This is a genomic window from Croceibacterium salegens, assembly GCF_009827435.1.
Lineage (GTDB): Bacteria > Pseudomonadota > Alphaproteobacteria > Sphingomonadales > Sphingomonadaceae > Croceibacterium_B > Croceibacterium_B salegens.
This window is the reverse complement of the sequence record NZ_WTYM01000052.1, coordinates 115942-142809: the sequence shown is the minus strand read 5'-3', so window position 1 is coordinate 142809 and position 26868 is coordinate 115942. Positions and strand designations below refer to the sequence as shown.

General features: G+C 67.4%; 26 protein-coding genes. 14 read left to right on the top strand and 12 right to left on the bottom strand.

Going from position 1 to position 26868, the window contains the following annotated elements; genetic code table 11:
* The first annotated feature begins 21 nt into the window (after positions 1–21).
* The 3 genes from GRI89_RS13365 (at position 22) to chrA (ending at position 4243) form a co-directional block, all read left to right on the top strand.
* Complete coding sequence (locus tag GRI89_RS13365) at positions 22–1026, top strand: ligase-associated DNA damage response exonuclease (protein ID WP_159796524.1); 1005 nt, start codon at positions 22–24, stop codon at positions 1024–1026.
* A 134-nt stretch (positions 1027–1160) separates the two neighbouring features.
* Positions 1161–2756, top strand: coding sequence for a cisplatin damage response ATP-dependent DNA ligase (locus GRI89_RS13360; protein WP_159796521.1), 1596 nt, complete (start codon positions 1161–1163; stop codon positions 2754–2756).
* A 173-nt stretch (positions 2757–2929) separates the two neighbouring features.
* On the top strand, positions 2930–4243 hold the full coding sequence (gene chrA / locus GRI89_RS13355) for a chromate efflux transporter (protein ID WP_159796518.1): 1314 nt from the start codon (positions 2930–2932) through the stop codon (positions 4241–4243).
* Positions 4244–4268: 25 nt separating this feature from the next.
* On the opposite strand, the gene GRI89_RS13350 is transcribed toward chrA, so the two are convergent.
* The 6 genes from GRI89_RS13350 to GRI89_RS13325 are packed head-to-tail and all read right to left on the bottom strand — an operon-like array spanning position 4269 to position 8867.
* Positions 4269–4553: a DUF167 domain-containing protein gene (locus tag GRI89_RS13350; protein WP_328598256.1), complete on the bottom strand. Its 285-nt coding sequence runs from the start codon at positions 4551–4553 to the stop codon at positions 4269–4271.
* A complete protein-coding gene (locus GRI89_RS13345; protein ID WP_159796515.1) occupies positions 4534–5109 on the bottom strand; it encodes a gamma carbonic anhydrase family protein in 576 nt (191 codons plus the stop codon). The genes GRI89_RS13350 and GRI89_RS13345 overlap by 20 nt, the downstream gene beginning before the upstream one ends.
* Positions 5106–5663, bottom strand: coding sequence for a GNAT family N-acetyltransferase (locus tag GRI89_RS13340; protein ID WP_159796512.1), 558 nt, complete (start codon positions 5661–5663; stop codon positions 5106–5108). Before GRI89_RS13340 ends, GRI89_RS13345 begins: the two co-directional genes overlap by 4 nt.
* A complete protein-coding gene (locus GRI89_RS13335) occupies positions 5656–6222 on the bottom strand; it encodes a GNAT family N-acetyltransferase (RefSeq protein WP_159796509.1) in 567 nt (188 codons plus the stop codon). The genes GRI89_RS13340 and GRI89_RS13335 overlap by 8 nt, the downstream gene beginning before the upstream one ends.
* Positions 6215–7210, bottom strand: coding sequence for a porphobilinogen synthase (gene hemB, locus GRI89_RS13330; RefSeq protein ID WP_159796506.1), 996 nt, complete (start codon positions 7208–7210; stop codon positions 6215–6217). Before hemB ends, GRI89_RS13335 begins: the two co-directional genes overlap by 8 nt.
* A gap of 49 nt (positions 7211–7259) precedes the next feature.
* Entirely contained in the window at positions 7260–8867 is a 1608-nt protein-coding gene (locus GRI89_RS13325; RefSeq protein WP_159796503.1) for a M23 family metallopeptidase, read from the bottom strand.
* A gap of 170 nt (positions 8868–9037) precedes the next feature.
* On the opposite strand from GRI89_RS13325, the gene GRI89_RS13320 reads away from it, so the two are divergent.
* The 8 genes from GRI89_RS13320 to GRI89_RS13290 all read left to right on the top strand — a co-directional run bounded on the left by GRI89_RS13320 (position 9038) and on the right by GRI89_RS13290 (position 16090).
* Positions 9038–11575, top strand: coding sequence for a helicase-related protein (locus tag GRI89_RS13320; RefSeq protein WP_328598255.1), 2538 nt, complete (start codon positions 9038–9040; stop codon positions 11573–11575).
* Positions 11576–11887: an RNA-binding S4 domain-containing protein gene (locus GRI89_RS17830; RefSeq protein WP_328598254.1), complete on the top strand. Its 312-nt coding sequence runs from the start codon at positions 11576–11578 to the stop codon at positions 11885–11887.
* Positions 11884–12222, top strand: coding sequence for a ferredoxin FdxA (fdxA, locus tag GRI89_RS13315; protein ID WP_159796500.1), 339 nt, complete (start codon positions 11884–11886; stop codon positions 12220–12222). Before GRI89_RS17830 ends, fdxA begins: the two co-directional genes overlap by 4 nt.
* Positions 12223–12472: 250 nt before the next feature.
* Positions 12473–13006, top strand: a complete 534-nt coding sequence (locus GRI89_RS13310; protein WP_159796497.1) for a CarD family transcriptional regulator — start codon at positions 12473–12475, stop codon at positions 13004–13006.
* A 170-nt stretch (positions 13007–13176) separates the two neighbouring features.
* Positions 13177–13929 carry a head GIN domain-containing protein gene (locus GRI89_RS13305; RefSeq protein WP_159796494.1) on the top strand — a complete coding sequence of 251 codons (753 nt, stop codon included), beginning with the start codon at positions 13177–13179 and terminating at the stop codon, positions 13927–13929.
* Positions 13930–14023: 94 nt separating this feature from the next.
* On the top strand, positions 14024–14854 hold the full coding sequence (locus GRI89_RS13300; protein ID WP_159796491.1) for a head GIN domain-containing protein: 831 nt from the start codon (positions 14024–14026) through the stop codon (positions 14852–14854).
* 115 nt (positions 14855–14969) lie between these two features.
* Positions 14970–15692: a head GIN domain-containing protein gene (locus GRI89_RS13295; protein WP_159796488.1), complete on the top strand. Its 723-nt coding sequence runs from the start codon at positions 14970–14972 to the stop codon at positions 15690–15692.
* A gap of 53 nt (positions 15693–15745) precedes the next feature.
* Positions 15746–16090 carry a hypothetical protein gene (locus GRI89_RS13290; protein WP_159796485.1) on the top strand — a complete coding sequence of 115 codons (345 nt, stop codon included), beginning with the start codon at positions 15746–15748 and terminating at the stop codon, positions 16088–16090.
* Here the strand turns inward: GRI89_RS13290 and GRI89_RS13285 are convergent.
* Complete coding sequence (locus tag GRI89_RS13285) at positions 16087–17022, bottom strand: L-threonylcarbamoyladenylate synthase (protein ID WP_328598253.1); 936 nt, start codon at positions 17020–17022, stop codon at positions 16087–16089. The genes GRI89_RS13290 and GRI89_RS13285 overlap by 4 nt on opposite strands.
* A 32-nt stretch (positions 17023–17054) precedes the next feature.
* A complete protein-coding gene (locus tag GRI89_RS13280) occupies positions 17055–18428 on the bottom strand; it encodes an aryl-sulfate sulfotransferase (RefSeq protein WP_159796482.1) in 1374 nt (457 codons plus the stop codon).
* Between the two features lie 103 nt (positions 18429–18531).
* On the opposite strand from GRI89_RS13280, the gene GRI89_RS13275 reads away from it, so the two are divergent.
* Positions 18532–19353, top strand: coding sequence for an ATP-binding protein (locus GRI89_RS13275; protein WP_159796480.1), 822 nt, complete (start codon positions 18532–18534; stop codon positions 19351–19353).
* Between the two features lie 3 nt (positions 19354–19356).
* Here GRI89_RS13275 and GRI89_RS13270 read toward each other — a convergent pair whose 3' ends face one another.
* A complete protein-coding gene (locus tag GRI89_RS13270) occupies positions 19357–20793 on the bottom strand; it encodes a PQQ-dependent sugar dehydrogenase (protein ID WP_159796477.1) in 1437 nt (478 codons plus the stop codon).
* Between the two features lie 64 nt (positions 20794–20857).
* Between GRI89_RS13270 and GRI89_RS13265 the strand changes: the two genes are divergently transcribed.
* Both GRI89_RS13265 and GRI89_RS13260 read left to right on the top strand, forming a co-directional pair.
* Positions 20858–21340: a GAF domain-containing protein gene (locus GRI89_RS13265; protein WP_159796474.1), complete on the top strand. Its 483-nt coding sequence runs from the start codon at positions 20858–20860 to the stop codon at positions 21338–21340.
* Positions 21341–21471: 131 nt separating this feature from the next.
* Entirely contained in the window at positions 21472–22350 is an 879-nt protein-coding gene (locus GRI89_RS13260; RefSeq protein ID WP_159796471.1) for a hypothetical protein, read from the top strand.
* A gap of 9 nt (positions 22351–22359) precedes the next feature.
* Here the strand turns inward: GRI89_RS13260 and GRI89_RS13255 are convergent, their stop codons facing one another.
* The 3 genes from GRI89_RS13255 to GRI89_RS13245 all read right to left on the bottom strand — a co-directional run bounded on the left by GRI89_RS13255 (position 22360) and on the right by GRI89_RS13245 (position 26695).
* A complete protein-coding gene (locus GRI89_RS13255; RefSeq protein WP_159796469.1) occupies positions 22360–25065 on the bottom strand; it encodes an MSCRAMM family protein in 2706 nt (901 codons plus the stop codon).
* A 27-nt stretch (positions 25066–25092) separates the two neighbouring features.
* Entirely contained in the window at positions 25093–25938 is an 846-nt protein-coding gene (locus GRI89_RS13250; protein ID WP_235913357.1) for a fimbrial biogenesis chaperone, read from the bottom strand.
* Positions 25939–26122: 184 nt separating this feature from the next.
* Positions 26123–26695 carry a DUF4402 domain-containing protein gene (locus tag GRI89_RS13245; RefSeq protein WP_159796466.1) on the bottom strand — a complete coding sequence of 191 codons (573 nt, stop codon included), beginning with the start codon at positions 26693–26695 and terminating at the stop codon, positions 26123–26125.
* Positions 26696–26868: the final 173 nt, after the last annotated feature.

Genomic DNA, 26868 nt, shown 5'->3' with positions numbered 1-26868 from the left:
GCTATGCGCCTTTGCCTGACAATGGCCGCCCCGTTTTCCTGGATCCGCCCCGAACCGCACGGGATCTACGTCTCCCCGGCCGATTGCTGGATTGACCCGAGTCGCGCGGTCGGCCGGGCGCTGGTCACCCACGGCCACGCCGACCACGCCCGCGGCGGGCACGGCGGAACGCTCGCCACTCCGGCAACGTTGGCGATCATGGAGTTGCGCTACGCAACTCGTGACGGCGCGACGCCGGTTTCCTACGGCGAGACGATCCGCCTGCCCGGCGGAGTCGATGCGACCTTCGTGCCCGCCGGCCATGTGCTCGGCTCGGCGCAGGTCCTGCTCGAGCACGCCGGCGAGCGGGTTGTCGTCACCGGCGACTACAAGCGCCGCCCCGACCCGACTTGCCCGCCGTTCGAGGTCACGCCCTGCGACGTGTTCATCACCGAGGCGACATTCGGCCTGCCGGTCTTCACTCACCCGCCGGTCGCCGACGAAATCGGCAAGTTGCTCAAGGCGCTGGCGGATCATCCTGGTCGCTGCGTGCTGGTCGGAGCCTATGCGCTGGGCAAGGCGCAACGCCTGATCGCCGAATTGCGCGCCGCCGGACACACCGATCCGATCTACCTGCACGGCGCGATGGAGCGAATGTGCCGGCTCTACGAGGACTTCGGCGTCGATCTCGGCGAATTGCGGCTTGTTTCCGACCATACGAAGGACGAAATGCGCGGCAGCGTGGTCGTCTGCCCGCCCTCAGCGCTGAACGACCGCTGGAGCCGCCGCCTGCCGGATCCGTTCACCGCGATGGCGAGCGGCTGGATGCGGGTGCGCCAGCGCGCCCGCCAGCGCAACGTCGAGCTGCCGCTGGTCGTCTCCGACCACGCCGACTGGCACGAACTCACCCGGACCATCGCCGAAGTCGACCCCGCCGAGACCTGGATCACTCACGGCCGCGAGGAAGCGCTGCTGCGCTGGTGCCAGCTCAACCAGCGCCGCGCCCGCGCGCTGGCACTCGTGGGGTACGAGGATGAGGATGATTAGTGCCGGCCAGACTCTCCCCCCTTGTGGGAGGTGGCAGCGCGCAGCGCTCACGGAGGGGGTGAGGCACGCACTGTGCCAGCCCCCGCCACCACCCTTCGGGCGGTCCCCCTCCCCCAGAGGGGGAGGATCCTAGGTTGGAATCCTTCGCCGCCCTCGTCGATGCGCTGGTCTACACGCGCAGCCGCAACGAGAAGCTGCGGCTGATCGCCGAATACCTGCGCCGCACGCCCGATCCGGATCGCGGCTGGGCGCTCGCCGCGCTGACCGACGGGCTCGACTTCCCCGCGGTCAAGGCAAGCACGATTCGTAACCTGATGCACGAGCGCGTCGATCCGGTGCTGTGGACGCTGAGCCGCGATTTCGTCGGCGACACGGCGGAAACCGCGAGCCTGCTGTGGCCCGAGCCGGAGCGCGGCGCCATGACGCCGCCGAGCGTTTCGGAAGCGGTCGATCTCCTGCTGCACATGACTCGCGCGAGCGTGATGTCCGACCTGCCCCGGCTGCTCGACCGCCTCGATGCCGACGGACGCTATGCGCTGATCAAGCTCGCCGCAGGGGCGATGCGGATCGGGGTTTCGGCGCGGCTCGCCAAGGTGGCCTTCGCGCAGGCCTTCGAGGTCCCGGTCGAGGAGGTCGAGGAATACTGGCACGGCATCGACCCGCCCTACGCGCCGCTGTTCGACTGGGCCGCGCACGGCAAGCCGCCGCCCGACACCGAGAACCTGCCGCTGTTTCGGCCCTTCATGCTCGCCCACCCGCTCGAAGACACGGTGGTCAACCTCGTGGACTTCGTTGCCGAGTGGAAGTGGGACGGGATCCGCGTGCAGCTGGTCCACGCTGGCGGCGAGACGCGGCTGTTCTCGCGCGGCGGAGACGATATTACCGCCACCTTCCCCGAAATGACCGCGGCGCTCGACTTTCCGGCCGTGCTCGACGGCGAACTGCTCGTGCGCGGAACCCACCAGGGCGGTGACGCAGGCGGCGCGGCGAGCTTCAACGCGCTGCAGCAGCGGCTCGGGCGCAAGACCGTGAGCAAGAAGATGCTGGGCGAATATCCGGCCTTCGTCCGCCTCTACGACGCGCTGATCGTCGAAGGCGAGGACCTGCGCGACCTGCCGTGGAGCGAACGGCGCGCGCGGCTCGAAGCGCTGATGGCCCGCCTGCCCGCCGAGCGCTTCGACCTCTCCGCGGTGATCGAGGCCGATCATTTCGAGCACCTCGCCGAAATCCGCGAAGGCGCGCGCGAGGAGGCGATCGAGGGCCTCATGCTCAAGCGCCGCGACAGCCCCTATGTCGCCGGGCGCAAGACCGGGCTGTGGTACAAGTGGAAGCGCGACCCGCTGCTGGTCGACTGCGTGCTGATGTACGCCCAGCGCGGCAGCGGCAAGCGCAGCAGCTTCTACTCCGACTACACCTTCGGCTGCTGGGACGGCGAGCCCGATGAAGGAGCCGAACTGCTCCCGGTCGGCAAGGCCTACTTCGGTTTCAGCGACGAGGAACTCAGGCTACTCGACCGCCACGTCCGCCAGCACACCGTCAATCGTTTCGGCCCGGTTCGCGAGACCGACAAGAGCCTGGTCTTCGAGGTGGCCTTCGATTCGGTCCACGAGAGCAAGCGCCACAAATCCGGCCTCGCCATGCGCTTCCCCCGCATCCACCGCATCCGCTGGGACAAGCCGGCGCACGAGGCCGACCGGATCGAAGCGCTGCAGGCGCTGGTGCGGGATTAGTCGAAATTCGAACTGGCCAGGACATTTCGCTTCGCCCGAGTTCCCCTTGCCCCCCGTAACGTGCCAGAATAGATGGTCGCTTACGGGGCAAAGCAACCTCCCGGTCAGGCCTTTCGCGCCCAAGCGTTGCCTTCGCTGCCTGCCGTCGCCGCAGGTCTGGAGGTTCGCACGCAATGACCGATCCTGAAATCCAGACGCCGAGCTTCGGCGATCTCCTGCGCGTCTCGACCCGCATCGGCTTCCTGAGCTTCGGCGGTCCGGCCGGGCAGGTCGCGCTGATGCATCGGGAGCTGGTCGACGAACGGCGCTGGGTTGCCGAGGACGATTTCCTCCAGGCCCTGAATTTCTGTCATCTCCTGCCGGGACCGGAGGCGCAGCAACTCGCGACCTGGATTGGCTGGAAGCTTCACGGGTGGAGGGGCGGCCTCGCCTGCGGCCTGCTCTTCGTGCTGCCCGGAGCGCTGGTCATGCTCGCTCTGTCGATCCTCTACGGATTTGCCGCCCGGCTTGACTGGTTCGCGGCCCTGTTTCTCGGGATCAAGGCGGCGGTGCTCGCTATCATCGCGCAGGCCCTGCTGCGCATTGCCGGCCGGGCGCTCAAGACGGACTTCCAGCGTGCGCTGGCGCTGATTGCCTTCGCGGCCCTGTTCCTCTTCAACGCGCCCTTCCCGCTTGTCGTGCTAGCGGCGCTTGCCGTGGGCGCGCTGGCCGGAAGCCGGCGACCGGACTGGCTTGCGCTCAAACAGGCGGTGTCGCACCCGATTTCCGAGCGCAAACCGTGGCTCGCCTCGTTCAAGACCTTTGCAGTCTGGACGATCGTCTGGGTGCTTCCCCTGGCGGCCGTATTCCTGATGCTCGGACCCGACCACGTGCTGTGGCGCATAGGCCTGTTCTTCTCGAAACTCGCCGTGGTCACATTCGGCGGCGCCTACGCGGTGCTGGCCTATATGGCGCAGCAGGCCGTGACCGGCTTCGGCTGGCTCGGCCCGGGCGAGATGGCCGACGGTCTGGGACTTGCGGAGACCACTCCGGGTCCGTTGATCATGGTCACCCAGTTCGTCGGCTACCTCGCGGCCTTTCGCGATCCCGCACCGTTCAGCCCAATGGTGGCCGGCGTGCTGGGCGCCGTCCTCACCACCTGGGTGACCTTTGCCCCGTGCTTCCTGTGGGTCCTGACTCTCGCCCCGTGGATGAGCCGCCTGCAACGGGCGCCCGCCCTCAAGGGCGGACTCGCTGCCGTGACCGCCGCAGTCGTGGGCGTCGTCGCCAACCTCGCGGTCTGGTTCGCGCTCCATGTGCTGTTCGCGCAAGTTTCGGTGGTCGCGTTGGGCCCAATGCAATTGCAGTGGCCCGACTGGTCAACGTTCGATTGGCGCGCCGCATCGATCGCCGTCGTGGCCGTGCTGTTGATCTTTCCGCTCAAGCGCGGGATCACCACGACACTGGCCGTCACCGCAGCACTGGGACTGGCGTTGGGCCTCGTGTGACGGGGCAAGGGCTTCGCCGCACGAGCTAGTCGCGCGGCAACTGCACCAGCTTGTCCCGCCCGGTTGCGCCGCGCAACATGTGGAGGCGTGACGTCGCTACTCCAAGCGCTGAGGCGAGGAGTGCGAGGACGGCTTCGTTCGCCTCGCCGTCCTTGGGCTTGGCGCGGACCTTCACCAGCAGGACTCCCTCGCCGATCTCGATGCTTTCGGAACGCGCCCCCGGGGTGACGCGCAAGGCCAGCCGGCCCTCGCCATCAGCCAGCGCGCGGATCGCCTCCGCGGGGGGAAGGTCAGCCTTTGGACGCGCCACGCAGTTCGGCGAGATGCTTTTCGGCGAGGCGGCAGTAGCGCTCGGTCTGGAAGCGGATCTTCTCGACCTGTGCCTCGCTCTGCGTCTTGAGGAACTTGGCCGGGCGGCCGACCCAGATTTCGCGCGGCGGGATGTGCCTGCCCGGGCCGAGCAGCGCGCCGGCGGCGAGCATCGCGCCTTCGCCGATGCGGCTATCGTCCATCGCCACCGCGCCCATGCCGACGAATCCGCGATCCTCGACCGTGCAGCCGTGGACCACCGCCATGTGGCCGATCACGCAGTCCTCGCCAATGATCGTCGGGCAGCCGTCGGTATCGGGGCGCGGGCCCTCGACATGGAAGACGCCGCCGTCTTGCACGTTGGAACGCGCGCCGACTTCGATGCGGTGGATGTCACCGCGCAGGACGCAGTTGTACCAGACGCTGGCCTGCGGCCCGAGCGTGACATCGCCGATGATCCGCGCGCCGGGCGCAACGAAGGCGGTCTCGTGAATCTCGGGCCATACGCCCTCGAACGGCAGGATTGTCGCCCAGGGGAAGCGCTCGGCGGGGGTCATGCGGCGATCCTTTCCCATTCGGCCTGGTCGAGCGAATAGAGAATGATCCGTCCGCCATCGAGCGCGTAGGTCGGGTCGATGAAGTCGAGGTCCTCGCGCCGCTTCATGCCGAGCCGTTTCATCAGCCCCCAGCTGCGGTGGTTTCGCTCGACGGTCAGCGCGACGACGTGCGGGGCGCCGAACAGCTCGAACGCGGCATCGCGGGTGGCGATCGCGGCCTCGCGGGCATAGCCCTGTCCCCAGCAATCCTCGCGCAGGCGCCAGCCGATCTCGAAATCGCCGATCGGGCTGCCCGCTACGTCGCAGCGCTTGATGCCGCAAAAACCGAGGATCGCGCCGTCGGCCTTGCGCTCCATGACCCACAGGGTGTGACCGTATAGCGCCGCGCGCTCGATCACCTTGCGGCGGAAGTGCGCCTTCCTCTCGTCGTCGAGCAGCGGCGCGATGTGTTCCATCACCGCGGGCGTGTTGGTGTGGCGGAAAAAGGGCTCGAAATCCTCGTCGCGCCAGTCGCGCAGGACCAGGCGGTCGGTTTCGAGGCGGAAGTCAGGCATTGACCGCCTGCCATGCCGCGCGCTGGAGGCCGTAGACCTTGGTCGGGTTTTCTGCCGCCGGGTAGGCCGGGTCTTCGTAGTCGAGGTGGGCCAGCCGCTCCATGCCGAGCCGCTCCATCAACCCCCACGAACCGCGGTTGTTTTCCGAGGTCTGGCTGTAGATCACCGGCAGGCCGAAGCGCTCGAACCCCAGTCGCAGCATCGCCTGAGCGGCTTCGGAGGCGTAGCCCTGCCCCCAGCTATCGGCGCGGAACTGCCAGCCGATTTCGACCGAACCCCGGAGCTCGTCGGGTGCACATTCGGTCTCGATCTGGCCGAGCCCGCAGGCGCCGAGGAATTTCCCGTTCTCGCGCCGTTCGACCGCGAGGAACGAAAATCCCTTCTCGTCCCATCTCGCCTTCAGCCGGGCGAATTTCTCGGCGACCTTTTCGGGCGTATCGATCCCGCCAAGGTGTGCGCGCACTTCAGGCGTATTGAGGTGTTGCAGCCACTCGCCGAGATCGCTGTCCCGCCAGCGCCGCAGGATCAGCCGTTCGGTTTCAACGACGGTTTCAGCCACCGAGAAGTCGTGCCGCCAGCGGCGCGTGGTAGGTCAGCACGCCCGAGCAGCCGGCGCGCTTGAAGGCCATCAGCGTTTCGAGCACCAGCTCGTCGCGATCGCCAGCACCCGCCGCGGCCGCAGCCTCGATCATCGCGTACTCGCCGCTCACCTGGTAGGCGAAGACCGGAACCTCGAAGCGCTCTTTCACCCGCCGCACGATGTCGAGATAGGGCAGGCCCGGCTTGACCATCACGCTGTCGGCGCCCTCGGCAAGGTCGAACTCGACCTCGCGCAGCGCCTCCTCGCCGTTGGCCGGATCCATCTGGTAGCTCTTCTTGTCGCCCTTGAGCAGCCCGCCCGAGCCGACTGCGTCGCGGAACGGACCGTAAAAGGCGCTGGCGTACTTGGCGGCGTAACTCATGATCTGGACGTTGGGATAGTCGCTCATCTCGAGCGCCATGCGGATCGCCTTGATGCGCCCGTCCATCATGTCCGACGGCGCGACGATATCGGCCCCGGCCTCGGCCTGGTTGAGCGCCTGGTCGACCAGCACCGCGACCGTGTGGTCGTTGACCACGTAGCCGGCATCGTCGAGCAGCCCGTCCTGCCCGTGGCTGGTGTAGGGATCGAGCGCGACGTCGGTCAGCACGCCGATATCCTCGCCGCAGGCATCCTTGATCGCCCCTATCGCGCGGCACATCAGGTTGTCGGGGTTCAGAGCTTCCTTGCCGTTGTCGGAACGACGTTCGGGCTGGGTGTTCGGAAACAGTGCAACGCACGGCATGCCTAGATCAAGCGCTTCTTTCGCACGTTTTGCGATCCCGTCGAGCGACCAGCGCGAGACGCCGGGCAGCGAGCCGATCGGCTCCTCCACGCCCTTGCCCTCGGTGACGAACAGCGGCCAGATGAGGTCGGCAGGCGTCAGCACCGTCTCGCGGTGCAACGCCCGGCTCCAGGCCGAGGCGCGAGTGCGGCGCAGCCGCGTCGAGGGGTAGGAACCGGTCATCGGCGGGGGACTTGCCGCAATTCGCCACCGACCGCAATCGCCGCGGAGGTCAGCCGACCTTCTGCTTGCGCTCGATACGGTCGATCTCGCGCACCGGCTCGTCGGACAGCGCGGGGTCGGGCGTCATGGTCGCCAGCGCGGCCCCAGGCGCGATCTGCTGCAGCTTGGCGAGCTCGCCCCTAAAGGCCGCCAACTGACCCCCGCTGAGCTGCACGCGGGTGACGAAACGAACGCTCGAGGGATCGATGGTCTTGCCGCCGCGATACATCTCGTAATGCAGGTGCGGCCCTGTCGAGAGCCCGGTCGAGCCGACATAGCCGATCACTTGCCCGCGGCGCACGTGCTGGCCCGCGCGCACCGCAATGCGGCTCATGTGCGCATATCCTGTTTCCAGCCCGCCGCCGTGCTGCAGCTTGACGAAGTTGCCGTGCCCGCCGTGACGACCCGCGAATTCGACCGTCCCGTCGGTGACTGCATGGATCGGCTCGCCATACCCGGCTCTGAAGTCGATGCCCTTGTGCATCCGGCTGTAGCCGAGGATCGGGTGGCGGCGCATACCGTAGCTTGAGGAACGGCTCCCCGGGACCGGCGCGACCAGGCCAGAGCGCATCTCGCCGTTGCCCGATGCCTCGAAGAACTGCCCGTCGTTGCCCCAGCGCATCAACTGTTTGCGCGGTTTTCCGTCGCGGATCAGCCCGGCGTAGAGCAGCTTGCCGGCCTCGACCTCGCCGGTCGCAGCGCGCTTGTAGTCGACGATCAGGTCGAACTCGTCGTTCGAGGCGATTCCGCTCGATACGTCCATCTCGTTGCCTAGCGTGCGCAGGTACTCCTGCACGGCCTTGGCCGGGGCGCCGGCGTTGCGCGCTGAGCGATAGAGGCTCGAGCCGACCACGCCGCGAATCCGCAGAGGGGTGGTGTCGACCTTGATCGGGTGAGGATCGAGGACCAGGCGCCCGGATTCGCGCGAAACGCCGAGCTGGAGGTCGAAACGGGCGCGGAACGACAGCGCGTCGAGCGGCCGCGAAGCGCCGGGCGCCGGGCGGCGGCCGAGCGTGATGTCGACCTGCGTACCCGGAGCAATGTCGCCGAGCGGCATGGCGCCTGACACGAGGCCGGCGATGTGGTCGGCCTCGGCGCTGCTGACTCCGGCACGCTGCAGCATGCGCGCAAAGGTGTCGCCCCGGCTCAGTGTCGCCACGAGGTCGAGACGCGGGCGTTCGGGCGCGCTCTTGAGCGGCACCACCTCGCGCGTCGCCCCCATCCGGCGACCGCTGTCGCCGCCGAGGGCGAGCGGCATGATCATCTGGCTGCGGAACTCGTCGCGAACCGCATCGTCGACGGCCATCGCAGGCTTGGCTTCGAGCGGAGCGAAGTCGGGCCAGCCGGCCAGCGCCAGCGCCGAGAGCCCGACCAACGTCGCAGCGCCGCGCAGCCATTTTCGCGAACCGATGTCACGTGCCAGGTCCGGGGAAAGGTCGATATCTGCTAGGACCAGCGAGGCGCGCTGGCGCCACTGTTCGTAACGCTCGGGAAACGAGACGAAGCGCAGGATGCGGGTTGAATCGGAAGCGCCAAGTATCTGGAAATGCGACAGCGCTGCGGCGGCGGCCGAGCCACCACCCTGCTGCGAAACGTCGCTGTCGCGTTCCTTGAACAACACGCGCCCTCCTGCGCGGCCTTGACCAGCTTTGCCAGTTCGGCCCGATCCCGGGGTTCCTATCGGCGAAAGCAGCTAGCCGAATAAAGTAAAATTCCGCTTATTTCGGCGAGCCGAGTCGTTCCTGCGCCGAACTGTTGAGCGCAGCCGTGCAAGGCTTGCGGCGAGTGGTGCGCGCGGCCACATTCTGCGGCGACGTGACCACCAAGACCTCCGACAGCCAGGTCCGTGCCGTGCTCGGCCCGACCAACACCGGCAAGACCCACCTGGCGATAGAGCGCCTCTGCGGGCATTCGAGCGGGGCGATCGGATTCCCGCTGCGCCTGCTGGCGCGCGAGGTCTACGACAAGGTCCGGGCGATCAAAGGGGAACAGGCCGTCGCGCTGATTACCGGCGAAGAGCGGATCGAGCCCCCCGAAGCGCGCTATTTCCTGTGCACCGCCGAGGCCATGCCGCGCGACGGCGGGGATCTCGCTTTCGTCGCCCTCGACGAGGCGCAACTCGCCGCGGATCCCGAACGGGGGCACATCTTCACCGACCGGTTGCTCAACGCGCGTGGCCGCGAGGAAACGATGCTGCTCGGCTCGGCGACCCTCGAACCGATGGTCCGCGCCCTGCTACCGCGCGCCTCGATCGAGGACCGGCCGCGTTTCTCGACGCTCAAGCACGCCGGGCAGGCCAAGCTGTCGCGCTTGTCGCCGCGCTCTGCGGTCGTCGCGTTCTCGGCCGAGCAGGTCTACGCCATGGCCGAAATGCTGCGCCGCTTTCGCGGCGGCGCGGCAGTAGTGATGGGTGCGCTCAGCCCCGAGACGCGCAACAGACAGGTCGAATTGTTCCAGTCGGGCGAGGTCGACTACATCGTTGCCACCGATGCGATCGGCATGGGCCTCAATCTCGACGTAACCCATGTCGCCTTCGCTTCGCTCTCGAAATTCGACGGGCGGCGCCAGCGGCGGCTGACCCCCGCAGAGATGGCGCAGATCGCCGGACGCGCCGGGCGTCACCAGAAGGACGGCACGTTCGGCACGCTCTCGGGCAGCAAGGCCTTCGGCGGAGCCGAATTCGACGCCGACGAAATCTTCGCCATCGAGGAACATCGCTTCGCGCCGTTGACCCACCTCTACTGGCGCGAGGCCGAGCCGCGCTGCGACGACCTTGCCACGCTAATTGCCGATCTCGAGGCGCGGCCCGACGAGCCGCAACTCGCTGCCGCGCCCGAAGCGATCGACCTCGCCGTGCTGAAGCGCCTCGCCGAGGACGATGGAGTGGTGCATGGCCTCGGCTCTTCAGCCGCGGTGCGTCGCTTCTGGCAGCTCTGCCAGCTTCCCGACTTCCGCCAGCAGGGCACCGACATGCACGCCCGCTTTGTCGCGCGGCTTTGGCAGGACCTGCGCCTGGGCCATCTCGGCGAGGATTATGTCGCGGGCCGCATCGCCGACCTCGACAAGACCGAAGGCGATATCGATACGCTGCAAGGCCGTATCGCGGCGATTCGTTCGTGGGCCTACATCTGCCAGCGGCCCGATTGGGTCCGCTCGCGTGATGAGATGGCGGCGCGGGCGCGCGGTGCCGAGGCGCGGCTGTCCGACGCCCTGCACCAGCGCCTGACCGAGCGTTTCGTCAATCGCCGCACGGCCGTATTGATGAAGACGATGGGAAAGGATGCCGGATTGCTGCGCGTGACGCTTGAGGACGACGGTCGGGTCGTGGTCGAAGGCCATGTCATCGGCCACCTCGAAGGCTTTCGCTTCGTGGTCGATGGTGACGCGACCAGCGAAGAACGCCGCCTGTTGCTCGCGGCCGCCGAGCGGCACATGCCGCAACTGCTCGCCGAGCGGGCGAAGCAGTTGATCGCCAGCGAACTCGGCGAACTGCGTATCGCCCGCGGCCAAGTATGGCGCGGGGATCAAGCGGTGGCGACGATCGAACGCGACGCCTCGCGCGCCCGGCCGCGCCTGGAGCTGGCGAAAGAGCTTCGTTCGCTCGACCCGGCGCAGCGCAACCGGCTGTCGGAGGCGCTCGGCTTGTGGCTGTCCGGCCAGCTCGCGCCCCTAGCGCCGCTAGCGGACATCGAGGACGCGGCGCAGGACGAGGCGACCGGCAGTGAGGTTCGCGCGCTGCTGCTGACGCTGGCCGATCACGGCGCGACTTTGCCGCGCGAGCGGGCCGGCTTGGCGGTGGTGCCGAAGGACAAGCGGCCGCTGCTCAGGCGTCTCGGCGTCACCATCGGTTCGCTCGATGTCTTTGCGCCGGCCCTGCTCAAACCGGCGGCGCGCACACTGCTGCATGAGCTCGGGCTCGATCGGCGGCCGGTCAACCCGGGAATGGCGGCGGTCATCGCGGCCGGCAAGGCGGTTCCGGCCGGTTACCGTCGCGCTGGTGGACAGGCGATCCGCGTGGACATGGCCGAGAAGCTGTTCCGCGCCGCGCACGAGCAACGCGCCGCAGGCGGTCGGCGAGGATTTGCGGTCGACCCGGCGCTTGCCACTTCGATGGGCCTCAAGGAGGACAACTTCCTCCGGCTGATGCGCGACGCGGGCTTTCGCCGCAACAATCCGCCGCGTCTTGCGGAAGGCGTATTCGGTCCGCCCGCCCCGGCGCGTTGGAGCTGGCGTGGCCCGCGCAAGGACCGCGAGCCCGAGCCCCGCAGCCGTCCGCAGGCCCCGGCGAACTGCGCCTTCGCCGCGCTCGCCGAACTGATCCGCTAGGTGCGCCTCGACAAGCTGCTCTACTGCCTGCGCTTCGCCCGGTCGCGCGGGCTGGCGCAGCGTTGGATCGCCGAAGGCCATATCCGCCGCAACGGTACGCGCGTCATCCGCCAGGACCAGCCGGTCGGAGTCGGCGATGTGCTCACCCTTCCGCTGCGCTCGAAGGTATTGCCCATCGAGATCGTCGCGCTGCCCGAGCGCCGTGGACCGGCGGCGGAAGCGCGCGAGTGCTACCGCGAGCTTGACGGAGTCGGCGCAAGTGCCATAGCGGGCGAGCAAGACGCGCAAGAAGAAGGACCAGCGCTGCCATGACTTATGTCGTCACTGACGCCTGCATCAAGTGCAAGTACACCGACTGCGTCGAGGTTTGCCCGGTCGACTGCTTCTACGAAGGCGAGACCATGCTGGTGATCAATCCCAGCGAGTGCATCGACTGCGGCGTGTGCGAACCGGAGTGCCCGGCCGAAGCGATCCTGCCCGACACCGAGGGCGGTCTCGAGAAGTGGCTCGAGCTCAACACGAAGTATTCCGCCGAGTGGCCGAACATCACCGAGAAGAAGGATCCGCCCGAGGACGCCGACGAGCACAAGGGCGAAGAAGGCAAGTTTGACAAGTATTTCACGCCCGAACCCGGCGAAGGCGATTGATCCACAGCGGCCATCTGCCGCAAAATGAGGCACCCTGACCGGCCCCTCTCGCAGGGGCTGGCAATTTTGTTGCGAATCTGCTACATAATTGCCCAACTGCCGCGCTTTTCCACAGGCGGCAGCCGATAAGGACAAGCAGGAGCCCACCCCCAACGTCAACGAATAGCTGCACGGGTCGCCCCCCTCGGCGGTTCGGCCGGGTTTCGTTGACGTAACTATCCGGGCCCACTGCGCGACGAAAGGAATAAAAATGGCTGCGAATGCGCCCGCCTTCGATGTCGGCGATTATGTTGTGTACCCCAAGCACGGCGTTGGCCGTGTGATCGAGCTCCAGAGCGAGGAAATCGCCGGCATGCAGCTCGAGCTTTACGTGCTGCGTTTCGAGAAAGAGCGCATGACCCTGCGCGTTCCCGTCAACAAGGTCGAAGCGATCGGCATGCGCAAGCTGTCGAGCGACAAGACCCTCAAGGAAGCGATGGAGACGCTCAAGGGCAAGCCCAAGGTCAAGCGCACCATGTGGTCGCGCCGCGCCCAGGAGTACGAAGCCAAGATCAACTCGGGTGACCTCGTTTCGATCGCCGAGGTGACCCGCGACCTGTTCCGTCCCGAGGACCAGCCGGAACAGTCCTACTCCGAACGGCAGATCTTCGAAGCGGCCTCCAGCCGCCTTGCCCGCGAGCTCGCGGCGATGGAGAAGACCGACGAGCCGACCGCGCTCGGCAAGATTCTCGACGTGCTGCGCAAGTATGCGCCGCAGTACTACGAGAACACCGAAGACGCCTGACCGCCTGCCCGCAAGGGCCGGAAAAATGCGCAAGTGAAGGGCCGTCCGGGCGACCGGGCGGCCCTTCCGCATGTTCGCCGAGCGGCCGTCGCGGCTCGACGGACGGCATTGCAGGCGCTCCTCGCAGTGTGTATTATTGCCTTAATACACAAGAACAGGAGACCCGAGCGATGGGCTTCAAGAAAGTGCTCAAGGCAATCGGGCCGGTTATCGCCATCGCGGTCGCCGGCGGCCTCGCGGCGTGCGACGATGGCAACTTCACCTTCAACGGCGAGAAGGGCGTGCCGCTGGCCGACCTCGATCTCTCGGGCGATGCACCGACCGACATCGTCCTGCTCGGACCCGACACTCTCGACATCCGGACCGGCGAGACACTGAGCATCGAAGTCGAGGGCGACGAGGCGATCAAGGATCGCCTGAGCTTCGTGCGGAGCGACAATTCGCTCGCCGTTACACGCACCAAAGGCGATAGCGAAGGCACCGCGACGGTTATCATTACCATGCCCAGCCCGCGCCGCCTGACCATCGGCGGATCGGGCGTGATCAAGGCGGCCGAACTGACCGGCGATGCCGAGGGCAACGTCATGGGTTCGGGCACGCTCGAAATCGCCGGCATCTCGGCCGACAAGCTCTCGGTCACCGTCGCCGGTTCCGGTTCGATGAAAGCCGCCGGCAAAACCAAGTCGCTCGAGCTCGACGTCCTTGGCAGCGGCAGCGCCGACCTTGCTGGGCTGAAGGCCGACGAGGCCGAAGTGACCATTGCTGGTTCGGGCAGCACGACGTTCTCTTCCGATGGCGAGGTCAACGCCGAGATCCTCGGTTCGGGAAGTGTGACCGTGCGCGGCGACGCGCGTTGCAAGGTCCACTCGGTCGGCTCCGGCAGCCTGGTCTGCGAACGCAACGTCGAAACGGTCGACGACTGATCCGGTTCTTCCCCCCTTGCCGATTGCCGCAGAGGCGCGTTAACGACGGCCACGATGACGATTGCGGGGGCGGAGCCGTTATGGATTTTTCGAAGTGAGCCGGCTCGGGCTTCCGCCGGGCAAGCCGAAGCTGCGCAAGCGCGAAATAGCGCTCGCAGTCGGCGCGGGACTGCTTGCCTCGGTCGGCGCGGCCGCCGTCCTCGAAGGCATGCATGAGGAAAGGGCGCCGACTGTCGCTAGTGCGCCGGCCGAGGCGATCGGCAGCGAAGCCGACCGGGTCTACGAAGTCCCGGCCTTCGACAATATCGCCAGCATCGGTCCGCAGAACATCGTGGTCACCTACGGCAAGGCGTTTTCCGTTCGCTCCGAAGGCCCAGCCGGTGCGCTTTCCAGGCTGGAAGTCGTCTCGAGCAACGGGACGTTGACGATCAAGCCGCAGGGGAGCTTCGGCTTCAATGTCGGTCGGCTGAGAGATGCGACCTTCTACGTGACCTTGCCGCAACTCAGCAGTGTTGTGCTGACCGGGTCGGGCGACATGACCGTCGACAAAGTCGAGGGCGCCAAGTTTTCCGGCATGGTCGCCGGTTCGGGCGCGCTGCAGATCGACGCAATGCAGGTCGACGAGGCGAGCCTGAATATCGGCGGTTCGGGCAAGATTGCGGCCAAGGGCGTCGCACGTTCTACGAACATAAATATCGGCGGTGCCGGTGAAGTCGATGCCGGCGACCTCAAGAGCGACGATGCCTCCATCACCGTTGCCGGATCCGGCGATGTCGGACTGTTCGTTGCCAACCAGGCGAACATATCGATCATGGGCAGCGGCGATGTCGAGATCGACGGAACCGACAAATGCACCGTCTCGCGAATGGGCAGCGGGGACGTGATCTGCAACGGCAAGGATATCGAAGACCGGTCCGACCGCTAGACGATTGCTCTGCCAACGCCCGACCGGCCTCGGCGAACGGCATAGCCAGCCTGTTGATTACACATGTGGCCGCAATATGTTCTCGACAGAAGGAAATTGCCCGAAGGGAAGAGACATGCGTGCATATTCGATGTTTGCCGGCGCGCTCGCCGCTGCCGCGGCCTTCGCCGGCGTGGCCGCGGCCCAGTCGTCCGATCTGGTGACAGAGCAAATCTATTCGGTCGGGTCTTTCGACAAGGTGGCCGGCGTGGGCGCGAACCATTTCATCATCACCGTCGGCGCAGTGCCGTCAGTTCGCGCCAGCGGTCCGGCGCGGACGCTCGAGCATTATGAAGTCGTGGTCGAGGATGGCGAGCTCAAGATCGAGCCCAAGGAAAAGTACCGCCACGACGGGTCGATGCGGAACCTGCCGCCCGCGACCTATCGCATAACAGTGCCGCGTATCGCTGCCGCGACGCTGGCCGGATCGGGCGACATGGCCGTCGACCGCGTCGAGCAAGGCTCGTTCTCGGCCACCCTGGCCGGGTCGGGCAAGATGTCTATCGGGCGCATGTCGGTAGACCAGGTCGAACTCTCGCTCGCCGGGTCGGGCGATCTCGAGGTCAGCGGCAGCGCCCGTACCTCAAGCGTTTCGGTTGCAGGATCGGGCAAGCTCAGGGCACGCGGCCTGCGCAGCGAGACCGCCTCGGTTTCCGTGGCTGGCTCCGGCGACACGTCATTGACCGTCAACGGTTCGGCCGACATCTCGATCGTCGGCTCGGGCAATGTCGACATCGACGGCACGAGCCGCTGCTCGGTCTCGAAGATGGGGTCGGGCAAGGCAACTTGCTCCGCATAACGCCTCGCGCGCCATTCACACGCGGGCAATTCTCGTTCACCTAGGCGGGCGACATGACCTCGCCCGCCTCAAGGGGCCTGCGCTACGCCGCATTGGCCGCCCTCGCCCCGCTGCTGCTCGGCGGCTGCCTCGCCAAGACCGTCGTCGATGTCGCGACGGTGCCGGTCAAGGCGACCAGCCGCGCGGTTGACCTGGCGACGACCAGCCAGTCCGAAGCCGACGAGAAGCGCGGGCGCGAAATTCGCCGACGCGAGGAAGAACTGGGCAAACTCGATACCCAGCTGCGCAAGCAGGAGGAACGGTGCCTCAGGGGCGACGACCGGGCCTGCCGCGAAGCGGTCGAGACGCGCCGCGACATCGAGACCCTTTCGCCGAGCGTCCCGGTCGAGCGCCGCTAGGCGGCGGCGCGACGCAGGCGGTCGTTGATCGCCACGCCCATCCCCTTCTCGGGAATCTCCGCCACGGCAATTCGCAGCTTCGGTGACGCCGCGCCTTCGTGCAGGCAACGATAAAGATGCGCCGCCGCTTCGGCGAGGTCGCCGCTTGCCGAGAGATTGCAGTCGCCCTCGACCGCTCCGAAACCGATCAGGAACTCGTCGCCATACGCCGCCCGTGCCCCAAGCCGCACCGGCTTGCCCGGCGAATAGTGCTGCGCCAGCTGGCCCGGCGCTTCGATCGCCGCGCTTTGCAGGGGCAGCGGAGCGCCGAGCAGGCCAGTCAGTTCGTCCTCGCCGACCGGTCCGGGGCGGAGAAGTTGCCAGCCATTGTCGCGCAGCGCGACTATCGTCGATTCGAGCCCGCGCGGGCAGTCCCCGCCGTCGATGACTGCCGCCACGGCGGGGCCGAGCGAGGCAACGACGTGCTGCGGGTGGGTCGGACTGACCCCACCGCTTCGGTTGGCAGACGGGGCGGCGAGCGGCAGGCCGGTTGCGGCGAGCAGGCGGCGCGTCGCCGGGTGGTCCGGCATGCGCAGGGCTACGGTCGGCAGTCCAGCCGTCACCGCCGGGGTAAGTTTGCTATCATTGCTCATAGGAAGGACGAGAGTGAGAGGCCCCGGCCAGTAGCGCGCGGCGAGCAATTCGGCGCGCTCGTCGAGCTCCGCAAGGCGGCGCGCCATGTCGAGCGAGGCGACGTGAACGATCAGCGGGTTGAAGTCGGGCCGCCCCTTGGCGCGGTAGATCGCCGCCACGGCGTCCGCCTGGTCGGCCCGCGCGGCGAGGCCGTAGACCGTTTCGGTCGGCACCGCGACGAGCCCGCCGCCGCGCAGGATCTCTCCGGCACGGGCGATCCCGGCGGCGTCGGGGGCAAGGATTTCGGGCGTTTCGTTCACCGCGCGGCGCTACAACGCGCGGGCGGGCCGCGCTAGCCCGGCGTTCCCGGCACGTGGAAGGTCCCGCCTTCGGGCGCGACGATCGGCACTTCGGCCGGCGGCGCGACTTGCGGCATCCAGCCGTAGGGAATGCGGTAGGCGCGATAGACCGTGTTCGAATGACGCGGCCCCTCGCCCGGCGGGTTCATGAATTCCCACACGATGTCCTTCTCGGCGGTGACCTCGAAGATCCGCCCCGGCGCACCCTCGGTTATCAGCGTGTTGCCGTTGGGCAGGCGCTGCGCGCCGCTGATGTTGAAGCTGTAGAAGTTCGGCGCGCTGTACGACCAGACCAGCTCGAGGCTGACCGGATCGATCTCGAGCACCCGCGAACCGGCGCGCTGGTAGATCGAATCCCCGCGCGCCGAAGTGCCGCTCACGTCGCCGTATCCGCTGTAACCGCCGTTATCGAACACCAGCAGGTTGCCCGCGCCGGGCAGCCCCTTGGGAATCAGGTGCGCGTGATGCTGGCCGATGATCTGCCCGATCTTCATGAGCTCGGGCGAGGCGCCGAAATCCGGCCCGATCTGCCAGGCGATCTCCCCGCTGGGCCTGACGATGGCGATGATGCTGGTGGCGCGGCTGGAGATGATGACGTTGCCCGGATCGAACCGGTCGTCGCCCGTATCGAACCACTTGTTCGGCCCGAGCCATGTCGCCGCGTTGATGTGGAACCAGTCGAAGTTGTCGCGCGCGGCCAGGCGGCGAATCGCGGCGCGGGCGGGCGCACCGAAACCGAGGGCGTCAATGTGCTTGCTCGCCTGCCACTCCCATTCGAGCTTGCCGTCCGGCCCGAGCACGATGAGCCGGTCGTCGTCGAGAATGACATCGGCAATCGCCGGATTCTTGGCGCTTTCGTGCGTCAGCAGCAGCTTCCGCGACCCCTCGAGCGAAGGCGCAACGCCCGGCGAATAGTAGCCGGCGGGAAAGGAATCGAGCTGCCAGTCGTGGTGCTGGCGTGCGCTCGGAACGGCCTTGCCGTCGCGCTCGATCGTCGTCGTATCGTCGCGCCGCCACAGTTCCTTGCCGTCGAAGTCGCGCGCGACGAGCGCGTTCGCTTCGAGATGGCCCTGCACCGCCCCTTGCGGGGCAACGACGATACCGCCCGGAAGGACCCGCGCCGGTCCGCCCGAGAAAACGTCGAAATCGTCCCAGCGCTTGACCGTCCGCCCGTTCATGTCGAGCACTACCACCGCGCGGGTGTCGAGCAGCGAGAGCACGGTGAACCCGCTCCACGTCTTGGCCGGGTCGAAGATCGTGGTGCCGGTCGGAAAAACGGTCGGCGCGGCCCAGCCGGGCGCCGCCGCAAGTCCGGCCATGCCCACGAGCCCTCCGGCGAATCCACGCCGGGTCAAAGCGATGCTCATCGTCTCAATCCCCTCTCCCACCGGCAAGTCTAGGCAATACGCTCCACGCGGCAAGACCAATCGCCGCTTGACCGCGGGGCCGCGGATGGCCGAACCAGCCGGCATGACCGACCTAGCCGACCTGCTACGCCGCCTGCTCGCCGAACTGGGCGAGGCAAAGTCGCGCGAGACGACCGACTGGACCTCGGCCCCGGCCTATGTCTGGACCGGCACGGCCGGCAAGCCGGTCGCGGCGATCGATGCCCCGCCGCTCGCCCTGCTGAGGGGCATCGACCGGCAGAAGGCCGCGGCGGTCGAGAACATCGCCCGCCTCGCCAGGGGTCACGCCGCGCACGACATGCTGCTATGGGGCGCGCGCGGCATGGGCAAGTCGGCGCTGGTCCGCTCCGCGATCGCCTCGGCGCAGGCCGAGGGGGCGGACCGGATCGCGCTGGTCCAGGCCGGGACCGATTCGCTCGACACCCTGCCCGCGCTGTTCGCCGAGCTGGCCGGACAGGAGCGCAACTTTCTCGTCTTCATCGACGATCTCGGGTTCGCCGAGGGCGACACCCACGGCCCCCGGCATTTGCGAAGCTGGCTTGAAGGCGGCGTGGAGGCACGCCCCGACAACGTGCGCCTTGCCGTCACGTCGAACCGCCGCGCCATCGTGCCGCGCGAAATGAGCGAGCAGGACGACCCGATCAATCCGCGCGACGCGGTCGACGACCGGCTTGCTCTCGCCGACCGTTTCGGCCTTTCGCTCGGCTTCCACGCCTGTTCGCAGGACGAATACCTCGCCATTGTCGCCGGGTACGCCGACGAGCACGCGCTCAAGTGGGACGAAGGCGAAGCGCTCGAGTGGGCCAAGCGGCGCGGCGCGCGCTCGGGCCGGGTCGCCTGGCACTACGTGACCGAACTGGCCGGGCGCGCCGGCCAGCGGATCTGATCGCTATTCCTCGTCGAAGGCGCGCGAAGGATCGCCCTTCAGCTCGCGCTGCGGTGGGAGCGGCTTGCCGGTGTTGCGCACCTGCGCCCTGGCCGGCTCGGCGCCGGGCCGGTTAACCCTCCAGATGATGCCGGCGGTATCGTCGCTGACCAGCAGCGCGCCGGTCTTGTCCCACGCCACCCAGGTCGGGCGGCCGTTGGTCTCGTCGTCGTTCCTGAGGAAACTCTTGAGCACCTGCACCGGCTTGCCGACCGGGTTGCCGCGTTCGTCGAAGGCGACGTAAACGACATCGTATCCCGAAGCCGGCTTGCGGTTCCACGATCCGTGCCGGGCGATGAAGGCGCCGTGGTCGAATCCCGCGCCCATCAAGCTTCCCTCACGGGTGAAGGCGAGACCGAGTGCGGCGACGTGCGGGCCGAGCGCGAACTCCGGCCGCCGGGTGTATTCGGCGAGGAACTGCGGCATCGGCTCCTCCACGCGGTCGTCGAACTTGTCGCCCCAGTAGATCCACGGCCAGCCGTACTGCGCGCCGACCGGCACGTTGGTCATGTAGTCGGGCACGAGATCGGAGCCGAGCATGTCGCGCTCGTTCACCGTGGTCCACAGCTCTCCGCTCCATGGATTCCAGGCGAGGCCGTTGGGATTGCGCAGGCCGAGCGCGAAGGGCCGCGTCGCGCCGCTGGCGATGTCGTATTCGTGGATGGCGGCGCGGTTTTCCTCCGCCTTCATCCCGCTTTCGCCGATGTTCGAGGCCGAACCGACGGTTATGTAAAGCGACTTGCCGTCGGGGCTGAGAACGATGTTGCGCATCCAGTGGTTGCCCGCCGGGGGCAGGTCGACCAGCTTCTCTGGCTCGCCGGTAATCGCCGCGTCGCCGAGCTGGTAATCGAAACGCAGCAGCGCGTTGTGGTCGGCGACGTAGAGCTTGCCGTCCTGCCAGGCCATGCCGCCGGGCGAGGCGAGGTTCTCGCGCAGCACTTCGCGCGTCTCCGCCTTGCCGTCGCCGTCGGCGTCGCGCAGCAGGACGAGCTTGTCGGGCGAAGGTTCGGCGGCCCCGGCCTTGCTGAACAGGAAGCCGGCAACGACGTTGGTCAGCCAGCCGCCCGCGACGATGCGGTCGGGCGCGTTGCTCTCCGAAACGAGGATATCGCCGTTGGGCAGCGGGTAGATCACGCGCGGATGGTCGAGCCCCTCGGCAAAGCGGGTGACCGCCATGCCCTCGGCCGCTTCGGGCGCAGCGCCGTCGGGCCAGCCGACCGGCGTGAACACCTTGACCGTCGGCACGGTCTGCGGGTCGGGCTCGGCCAGCTGAGGGTCGTCGCCGGTCACGGCCTCGACGCTGAGATCCGCGGAACTGCCGCGCAGCACCCACCAGAGGGCGACGGCGAGGATGAGGACCAGCACCAGCAGGGCGATGCCGATTTTCTTCAGGATAGCCATGGCCGCTGGATAGGGCAGCGCCGGGCTTGCGGCAATGGCGCCGCAAGCCTAGCTGGCGGACATCATGTACGATTTCACCGCCGACCTCGACCAGCCCAAGTCCGAATTCTACCGCGAGCTCGTCTCCGCCGCCGACGCATTGACGGCAGGGGAGCCCGACGCGGTGGCCAACATGGCCAATGTCGCCGCGCTGGTATGGCAGCTGGTGCCCGAGCTCAACTGGGCCGGTTTCTATCGCGTCATCGGCGATGAACTGGTGCTCGGCCCGTTCTGCGGCCGCCCGGCGTGCATCCGTATTCCCTTCGGCAGCGGCGTGTGCGGGACTGCCGCGCAGAGCGGCGAGAGCCAGCTGGTGGCCGACGTCCACGCCTTCCCCGGGCATATCGCCTGCGATGCGGCGAGCCAGTCGGAACTGGTCGTGCCGGTCATCCGCGACGGCGCGGTCATCGCGGTGATCGACCTCGATTCGCCGCGGACCAGCCGCTTCGACGAGGACGACCTCGCCGGCTTCACGGCGCTCGCCGGGATTCTCGCTTCCCGCATCTGACTCGACCCGTTTCGGGACATGGGCGGCGAACCCTTTGGTTTGCCGCGCTTCGCGATGGTAACCGGCAGGTTAATTCGCGGGCACAGCCGCGTGCGGATTCGACACCGCGTTCATTCAGGGGACAAGGAATCATGAAGCGCGTCACCTCTTTGCTCCTCGCCGCCTCCGGTCTTGCCATGGTGGCATCGCCTGCCCTGGCCCAGGACAGCTACACGCTGCCGCCGCCTCCGCCGCCGGTCGTCTACCAGCCGGCGCCCGTGCAGCAGGCCCCGGCGGTCATGCCCGTTCAGACCTATCCGGCCGCGCCGATGCCGCAAGTCCAGTACCAGGGGCAGTATGAGGGCCAGGTCCAGGCAATCGGCCCGGTTCGGCAGTACGGCTACGGCGCGGTGCAGTACCCGCAGCCCGCTCCGCAGTACGCACCGCCCGTGACGCAATACCCGGCCGAATATCCCGCGCAGACCGGCCTGCCGCCCGTGCCCACGGTCGGCTACACTCTCCAGCAGCGCGAGGCCTGGCTGGCCGACTGCCGGCGGCGGTACTACGGCGAGAAGAAGAAGAGCGGCGGCCTCATCGGCGGCCTGCTCGGCGCGATCGGCGGAGGCATCGCCGGCCATGAGGTCACCAACGGTTCGAGCCACCGCCGTCTCGGGGGGACGCTGATCGGCGCCGGCGTCGGCGGGCTGCTCGGTGCGGCGATCGGTTCGGCGATCGGCGCGGCGTCCGACCGTGACGATATCGACGAGTGCGAGGCCTACCTCAACAACTACACCGGCGGTTACGGCCCCGGCCCGGCCTATGGTCCCTATGGCTACGGCTACACCGGCTACGTCACCGTGATGGTGCCGGTGGCGACGCAGGCGACCTACACCTACTCTGCGCCCACGCGCCGCGAGACGCAGTACGTGACCGAGGAAATCGTCGAGGAAAAGGTCGTCGTGCCGCAGACCAAGTACGTGCGTACCGCGCCCGCGACGAAGACGACGAAGTACACCAAGTCGACCAAGTAGGCGCCGCGCTCAAGGCGAGCCGCCGACCGACGGCTCGTCGTCGCGGCTGGCGATCGTGCTCGCCTGCAGCCGCATGATGCCGACCTCGACCAGCGTTGCATCGGGCGACAGGATCGCCGTCCGGCCGAGGTCGCGCACGGTGCCCAGCGCCTTCGCGCTGCTCGCCCCGAGACGCAGGCGATAGGTGCCATAGGGCACCCGTTCGAACAGGAAGAACCCGTCGAACTCGGTCATCGTGGTGGCCGCGACATCGCCGTCCTGGTCGACCAGTTCGAGCTCGACCCCGGCGCGCGGAGTGTCCTCGAGGCCGCGAACTTCGCCCTCGACCTCCCCGGTCGGGGCGACGGGAAGCTCGATCTCGCTGGTAACCCCGGCGCGCGGCGTCAGCACGAGGCCCTTCTTCACCGGCATCAGGAACGGATCGGGCAGGGTCGATTCGTCGACCGCCAGCAGGACCTGCTCGTAGGGCGAGAGGTTCTCGACGATCGTGCGGCCGTCCTTGTCGGTCGGGTCGGAGGCTCCGAACTGGCCGGCGGTGACCCCGACATCGGGCAGGGCTCCCTCGCCGGGCGAGCGGATCCCGTCGCCGTTCTCGTCGAGGAAGACGGTAACCGCGGCCTGTCCACGCCGGGCGAGCTTGTTCTGCGAAAAGCGCAGGCCGCGGCCGAACGGGTCGGGTCCGAAGCTGAAGTTGAGCGCGACATTGGCGCCGAGCGCGCCGTTGGTGTCGGCCGTCGCCGCGGTGCTGAGCGAGAACTTGTCGAACTGCCGCACATAGCCGGCCTGGAACTCGGTGACCCGCTGGCGCGCATCGTATTCCGCCTCGAGCCGCAGGTCGGAGCGTTCGTCGAGCGACTTCTCGATCGTCATGCGCGCGCTTTCGAAGCCCTTGCGCGAGCCGCCAATGCGGTACTTCCCGTCGGCACGCACCGTCAGCCCGAGGATCCGGGTGTTGGCGAGCAGCCCGACCGAGGTGCTCTCGTCGTGGAGCTGCGGGCCGTAGACCTGTCGATGCACGAGGATGCCGGTCAGCGCGAGGCGGGGCAGCACGAGCGAGGCGCGTGCTAACCATTCGTTAACCTTTTGGCCGTTGCTCTTCGCGGTGCGCTGGAAGCCGGCCGAGAGCGGGAAGACGCGCCGGCCCCTGCCCAGCACCGTATCGAGCTGGAAGCTGTGCGCCGCCTTGTCGTCTTCCTGCACGAGGCCGCTGGTGAACCCGCCGTCGATGAAGAACGACTGCGCCTGGACGTTGATCTTTCCGAACCGGCCCAGCGCCTGGGCGCGATAGGCTCGTCCGCGACCCAATTCCTGGGCCGCAGACAGGTTGAGGACCATTTTCCCGAGCGTCCGCTGCAGGTCGAGTTCGGCGTACTGGCGTCGTTTTCCATTGAGCACGAGCGATTGCCCGTTCGCCCCGACAACCGTGAAGTTGTCGAGGCCGTATTGCGTCCCGAATCCGTATTGCCAGCCCGTTTCGGGGCGCATTGGCGGATCGTGGAAGTTTATCAGGTCGCGATTGCGCTGGATCACGCCAGCCCAGTACTCGAGCTTGCCCGGCGCCACGGCGCCGTAGCCCACCGGGATCGACTGCGTCTCGCGCCGGACCTGCCCTTGCGGGCCGTAGAGGATCACCTCAAGGTCGTTCTGGCCGTAAACCAGGTTGACCTCGAATTCGTAGCGCCCGTCGTCGCGATTGCTCTGGAAGGCGAGCAGCTGACCGTTGCGGTAGAGCTCGGCGTCCCAGCCGATCGGCAGGACCCCGCGCAACACCGTGCTGCCGAACCGCGTCGGGCGCTGCAGCGGGCGATTGCTGATGAAGGCGCCGCGGCCGATGCCCGCGGCACCGGCGAGGTCGCCTGAAAACATCTCGACGTCGCCGGCAGCGACATGCGTCGCCTTGAGCGGCCCGAGCATCTCGCCCTTGGGATCCTTGCGATAGGCGCGGACCCGCAGGGTGTCGGGCGTACCCGCGTTGTCCGAGGCGAGTCGGGCATCGTAGCTGACCTTGGCGACCTCGCCGCTGGCGAACAGCTCGTAGCGCAGGTCGAGTTGCGTCTGGCCCTGGTTGCTCCGCACCCCGGAGCGCGCGACCACGTCGACCGAGGGGGCGCGCCACGTCTTGTAGGGGGTGTCCGCCTGGGGATAGGCCGAGAGATCGAAGGACTTATCACCGCGAAGTCGCGCGGCACGACTCTTGCGCTCGATCGCCTCGATGAACGGCAGCGGTTGCTCGCTGTCAAGCTTGAGCACCGACTGGTAGAGGTTGGGCGTGAGCGTGGCGCCGAGCCAGCCGCCAAGCGACTTCACGTCGACGCACCAGCCCTCGGGCATGTCGTAGATCTCGCCCGGGAGCAGCTTTCGTTCTGTGTTCACGATTTGTACCGCATTTTTGTCCCGGTCGATCGTGAAGGTCTGATCCTCCCGGAACAACCAGCCGGTCGCGCGGCGCGACTTTTTGTCGAGCCGGACCGGGAGGTCGAGGGCGAGGATCATGTCGGCGAGGTCGACGCAGACCCCGTTATTCGTCTGGTAACCACGCAACTCGTTGCGCAGGTTGTATTTCTTCACCTGAAGCTGGAGCAGGACGAAGTCTTCGTCGGTCGGCGGCGTGGCGGCAGCGGATTGCGCCTGCGCCGTTGACGGGACGCCGGACGCGAGGAAGGCCGCCGCGCAAAGCGCGAAAGCCTTCCTCGTCGAGGTCCGGAAATGCCGCATGGCCCCTGTCCGCTGGCGGACCGCCCCCTAGCCGAGCACCGCGTCGACTGAGGCGATCAGGCCGCCGCCGTTTTCGACCGAATCGCGGAATTCGACCCGCACGGGGCCCTTCAGCGCGGCGCTCTGCTCGGGCGAGATGCCGAACATCGCGTGGCGCTCGTTGATCTCCGGATAGACGCCGAGCCCGCGGGCGACGAACACCGGCTCGCTGGCGCCCTGCGGGTAGACCAGCAGGTCCCCGTATATTGACGAGGTCCCGTTGCGCTCCATGTCGATGGCGAAGGCGTCGCCCTGCGCGGTGTGCAGGATTCGCGGGTTGGCGAGGCCGGCGGTGACCTTCAGCTCGCCCTTGCGGATGATGATCGGCATGACGATGCCGTAGATCGGCGTGAGCTTGATCGAGATCCCGTCTCCGGCACTAGCCTCCTGATCGGCCACCGAATCGACCTTGGGAAGCGCTGCAAACGACATGTGGACGCGATACTCACCATCCGGCAGGTCGGCGCCCGGGCGAGCGCTGATCCGGACCGATTGCGGCTGGTCCGGCGGCAGCGTCACGCGGCGCGGGGCATAGCGGATCATTTCGAGCGCGGCCTTTTCCGATGCGGTCTCTTCGCTTTCGGCGACGGGCACGAGATTGCCGTCCTCGTCCATCCGGCGCAGCTCGAGCGTGATGCGGTAGGTCGCTTCGTCGTTGCCCATGTTGTTGAGGATCACCTCGCCCCCACGGCGGCCATCGAGCACCAGGCGGGTCGGGGCAATTAGCAGGTCGCCCTGGGCCGAGACCGGCAGCGGGGCGATCGTCGCGATCGCAGCCAGCGCGGCAACCGAGGTCTTGAAATATATGCGGAAAGGTTTCGCGGCGGGGCGCATCGGCTCGGTCTCCCTCGGGGAAACGCCCTAAGCGGTTTCCCGTAATTTTCGCCTTCCACCCTAAGCGAACAAGGTTAATTCGCCGTAAACTCTATGCCTTCCGGCAAAGCAAAACCGCCCCCGCGACGATGCGCGAGGGCGGCTTTCTGTTCGCCGGCGACCAGGTTGACCGCCGGGCGTTCGATCAGTTGTACGCGACTGAAACGGTCAGGGTGCCGCTGTAGACGCCCGGAGCCATGTTCGGCTGCACGATGAGGCTTCCGCCGACGTTGAACGAACCGGTGCCGCCTGCGGAGAGCAGGAGCTGGTTGGTCACCGCGCCGTTGAGCGCATCGGTCTGGAAGTTGTTTACGGTCATCGTCGAGTTGAAGCCGGCCGGAGCAGCGCCGCCGTTGGCGACGGTGTCGTAGCTCAGCGTTTCCGATGTGTTCACGAACGAAACGTTGACCGCGAGTCCGCCGAGGCCGGTGACGTTGAACTTCGGAGCCGCCGTGGTGCCGCCGCAGATCAGGCCGGTCGGGCAGGCGCCGCGGACACCGGCGGTGCTGACGGTGATCGTCTGGTTAGCCGTGATGCCGCCGTCGGCGATCGTGCCGAAGTTCAGCGTGTCGGCGGCCGGATCGACGTCAACCGACAGCGCGGTGAGAATGGTGGCCGTAACGTCGGCCGAATCGGTGGTCGCAGCATTGGCAGCCGAGGCAACGCCGAGCGACGCCATGGCAACGCCAGCAGCGGCGTAACGAAGAATCTTGCTCATATGTGGTCCCTTCCAAGGAATACTCGAACGAACAGGCACCCTTTTGCCCGCAGAACGACACGCGAGATCTCCCCGGCCCGTTCAGTTGGCGCTGATACGCCCGGTTTCGTTCCGTCTTGGTTGGTATGCGTGGTTAACGGTTACGCGTTTTTCCTTAACGGAATCCGCGTGAA

Coding starts and splice junctions, on each gene's coding strand:
- GRI89_RS13270 (WP_159796477.1), bottom strand. CDS start 20,793: ATGGCTATCCTGAAGAAAATCGGCATCGCCCTGCTGGTGCTGGTCCTC.
- chrA (WP_159796518.1), top strand. CDS start 2,930: ATGACCGATCCTGAAATCCAGACGCCGAGCTTCGGCGATCTCCTGCGC.
- GRI89_RS13275 (WP_159796480.1), top strand. CDS start 18,532: ATGACCGACCTAGCCGACCTGCTACGCCGCCTGCTCGCCGAACTGGGC.
- fdxA (WP_159796500.1), top strand. CDS start 11,884: ATGACTTATGTCGTCACTGACGCCTGCATCAAGTGCAAGTACACCGAC.
- GRI89_RS13280 (WP_159796482.1), bottom strand. CDS start 18,428: ATGAGCATCGCTTTGACCCGGCGTGGATTCGCCGGAGGGCTCGTGGGC.
- GRI89_RS13345 (WP_159796515.1), bottom strand. CDS start 5,109: ATGACCCCCGCCGAGCGCTTCCCCTGGGCGACAATCCTGCCGTTCGAG.
- GRI89_RS13305 (WP_159796494.1), top strand. CDS start 13,177: ATGGGCTTCAAGAAAGTGCTCAAGGCAATCGGGCCGGTTATCGCCATC.
- GRI89_RS13365 (WP_159796524.1), top strand. CDS start 22: ATGGCCGCCCCGTTTTCCTGGATCCGCCCCGAACCGCACGGGATCTAC.
- GRI89_RS13295 (WP_159796488.1), top strand. CDS start 14,970: ATGCGTGCATATTCGATGTTTGCCGGCGCGCTCGCCGCTGCCGCGGCC.
- GRI89_RS13310 (WP_159796497.1), top strand. CDS start 12,473: ATGGCTGCGAATGCGCCCGCCTTCGATGTCGGCGATTATGTTGTGTAC.
- GRI89_RS13290 (WP_159796485.1), top strand. CDS start 15,746: ATGACCTCGCCCGCCTCAAGGGGCCTGCGCTACGCCGCATTGGCCGCC.
- GRI89_RS13245 (WP_159796466.1), bottom strand. CDS start 26,695: ATGAGCAAGATTCTTCGTTACGCCGCTGCTGGCGTTGCCATGGCGTCG.
- GRI89_RS13255 (WP_159796469.1), bottom strand. CDS start 25,065: ATGCGGCATTTCCGGACCTCGACGAGGAAGGCTTTCGCGCTTTGCGCG.
- GRI89_RS13250 (WP_235913357.1), bottom strand. CDS start 25,938: ATGCGCCCCGCCGCGAAACCTTTCCGCATATATTTCAAGACCTCGGTT.
- GRI89_RS13340 (WP_159796512.1), bottom strand. CDS start 5,663: ATGCCTGACTTCCGCCTCGAAACCGACCGCCTGGTCCTGCGCGACTGG.
- GRI89_RS13265 (WP_159796474.1), top strand. CDS start 20,858: ATGTACGATTTCACCGCCGACCTCGACCAGCCCAAGTCCGAATTCTAC.
- GRI89_RS13260 (WP_159796471.1), top strand. CDS start 21,472: ATGAAGCGCGTCACCTCTTTGCTCCTCGCCGCCTCCGGTCTTGCCATG.
- hemB (WP_159796506.1), bottom strand. CDS start 7,210: ATGACCGGTTCCTACCCCTCGACGCGGCTGCGCCGCACTCGCGCCTCG.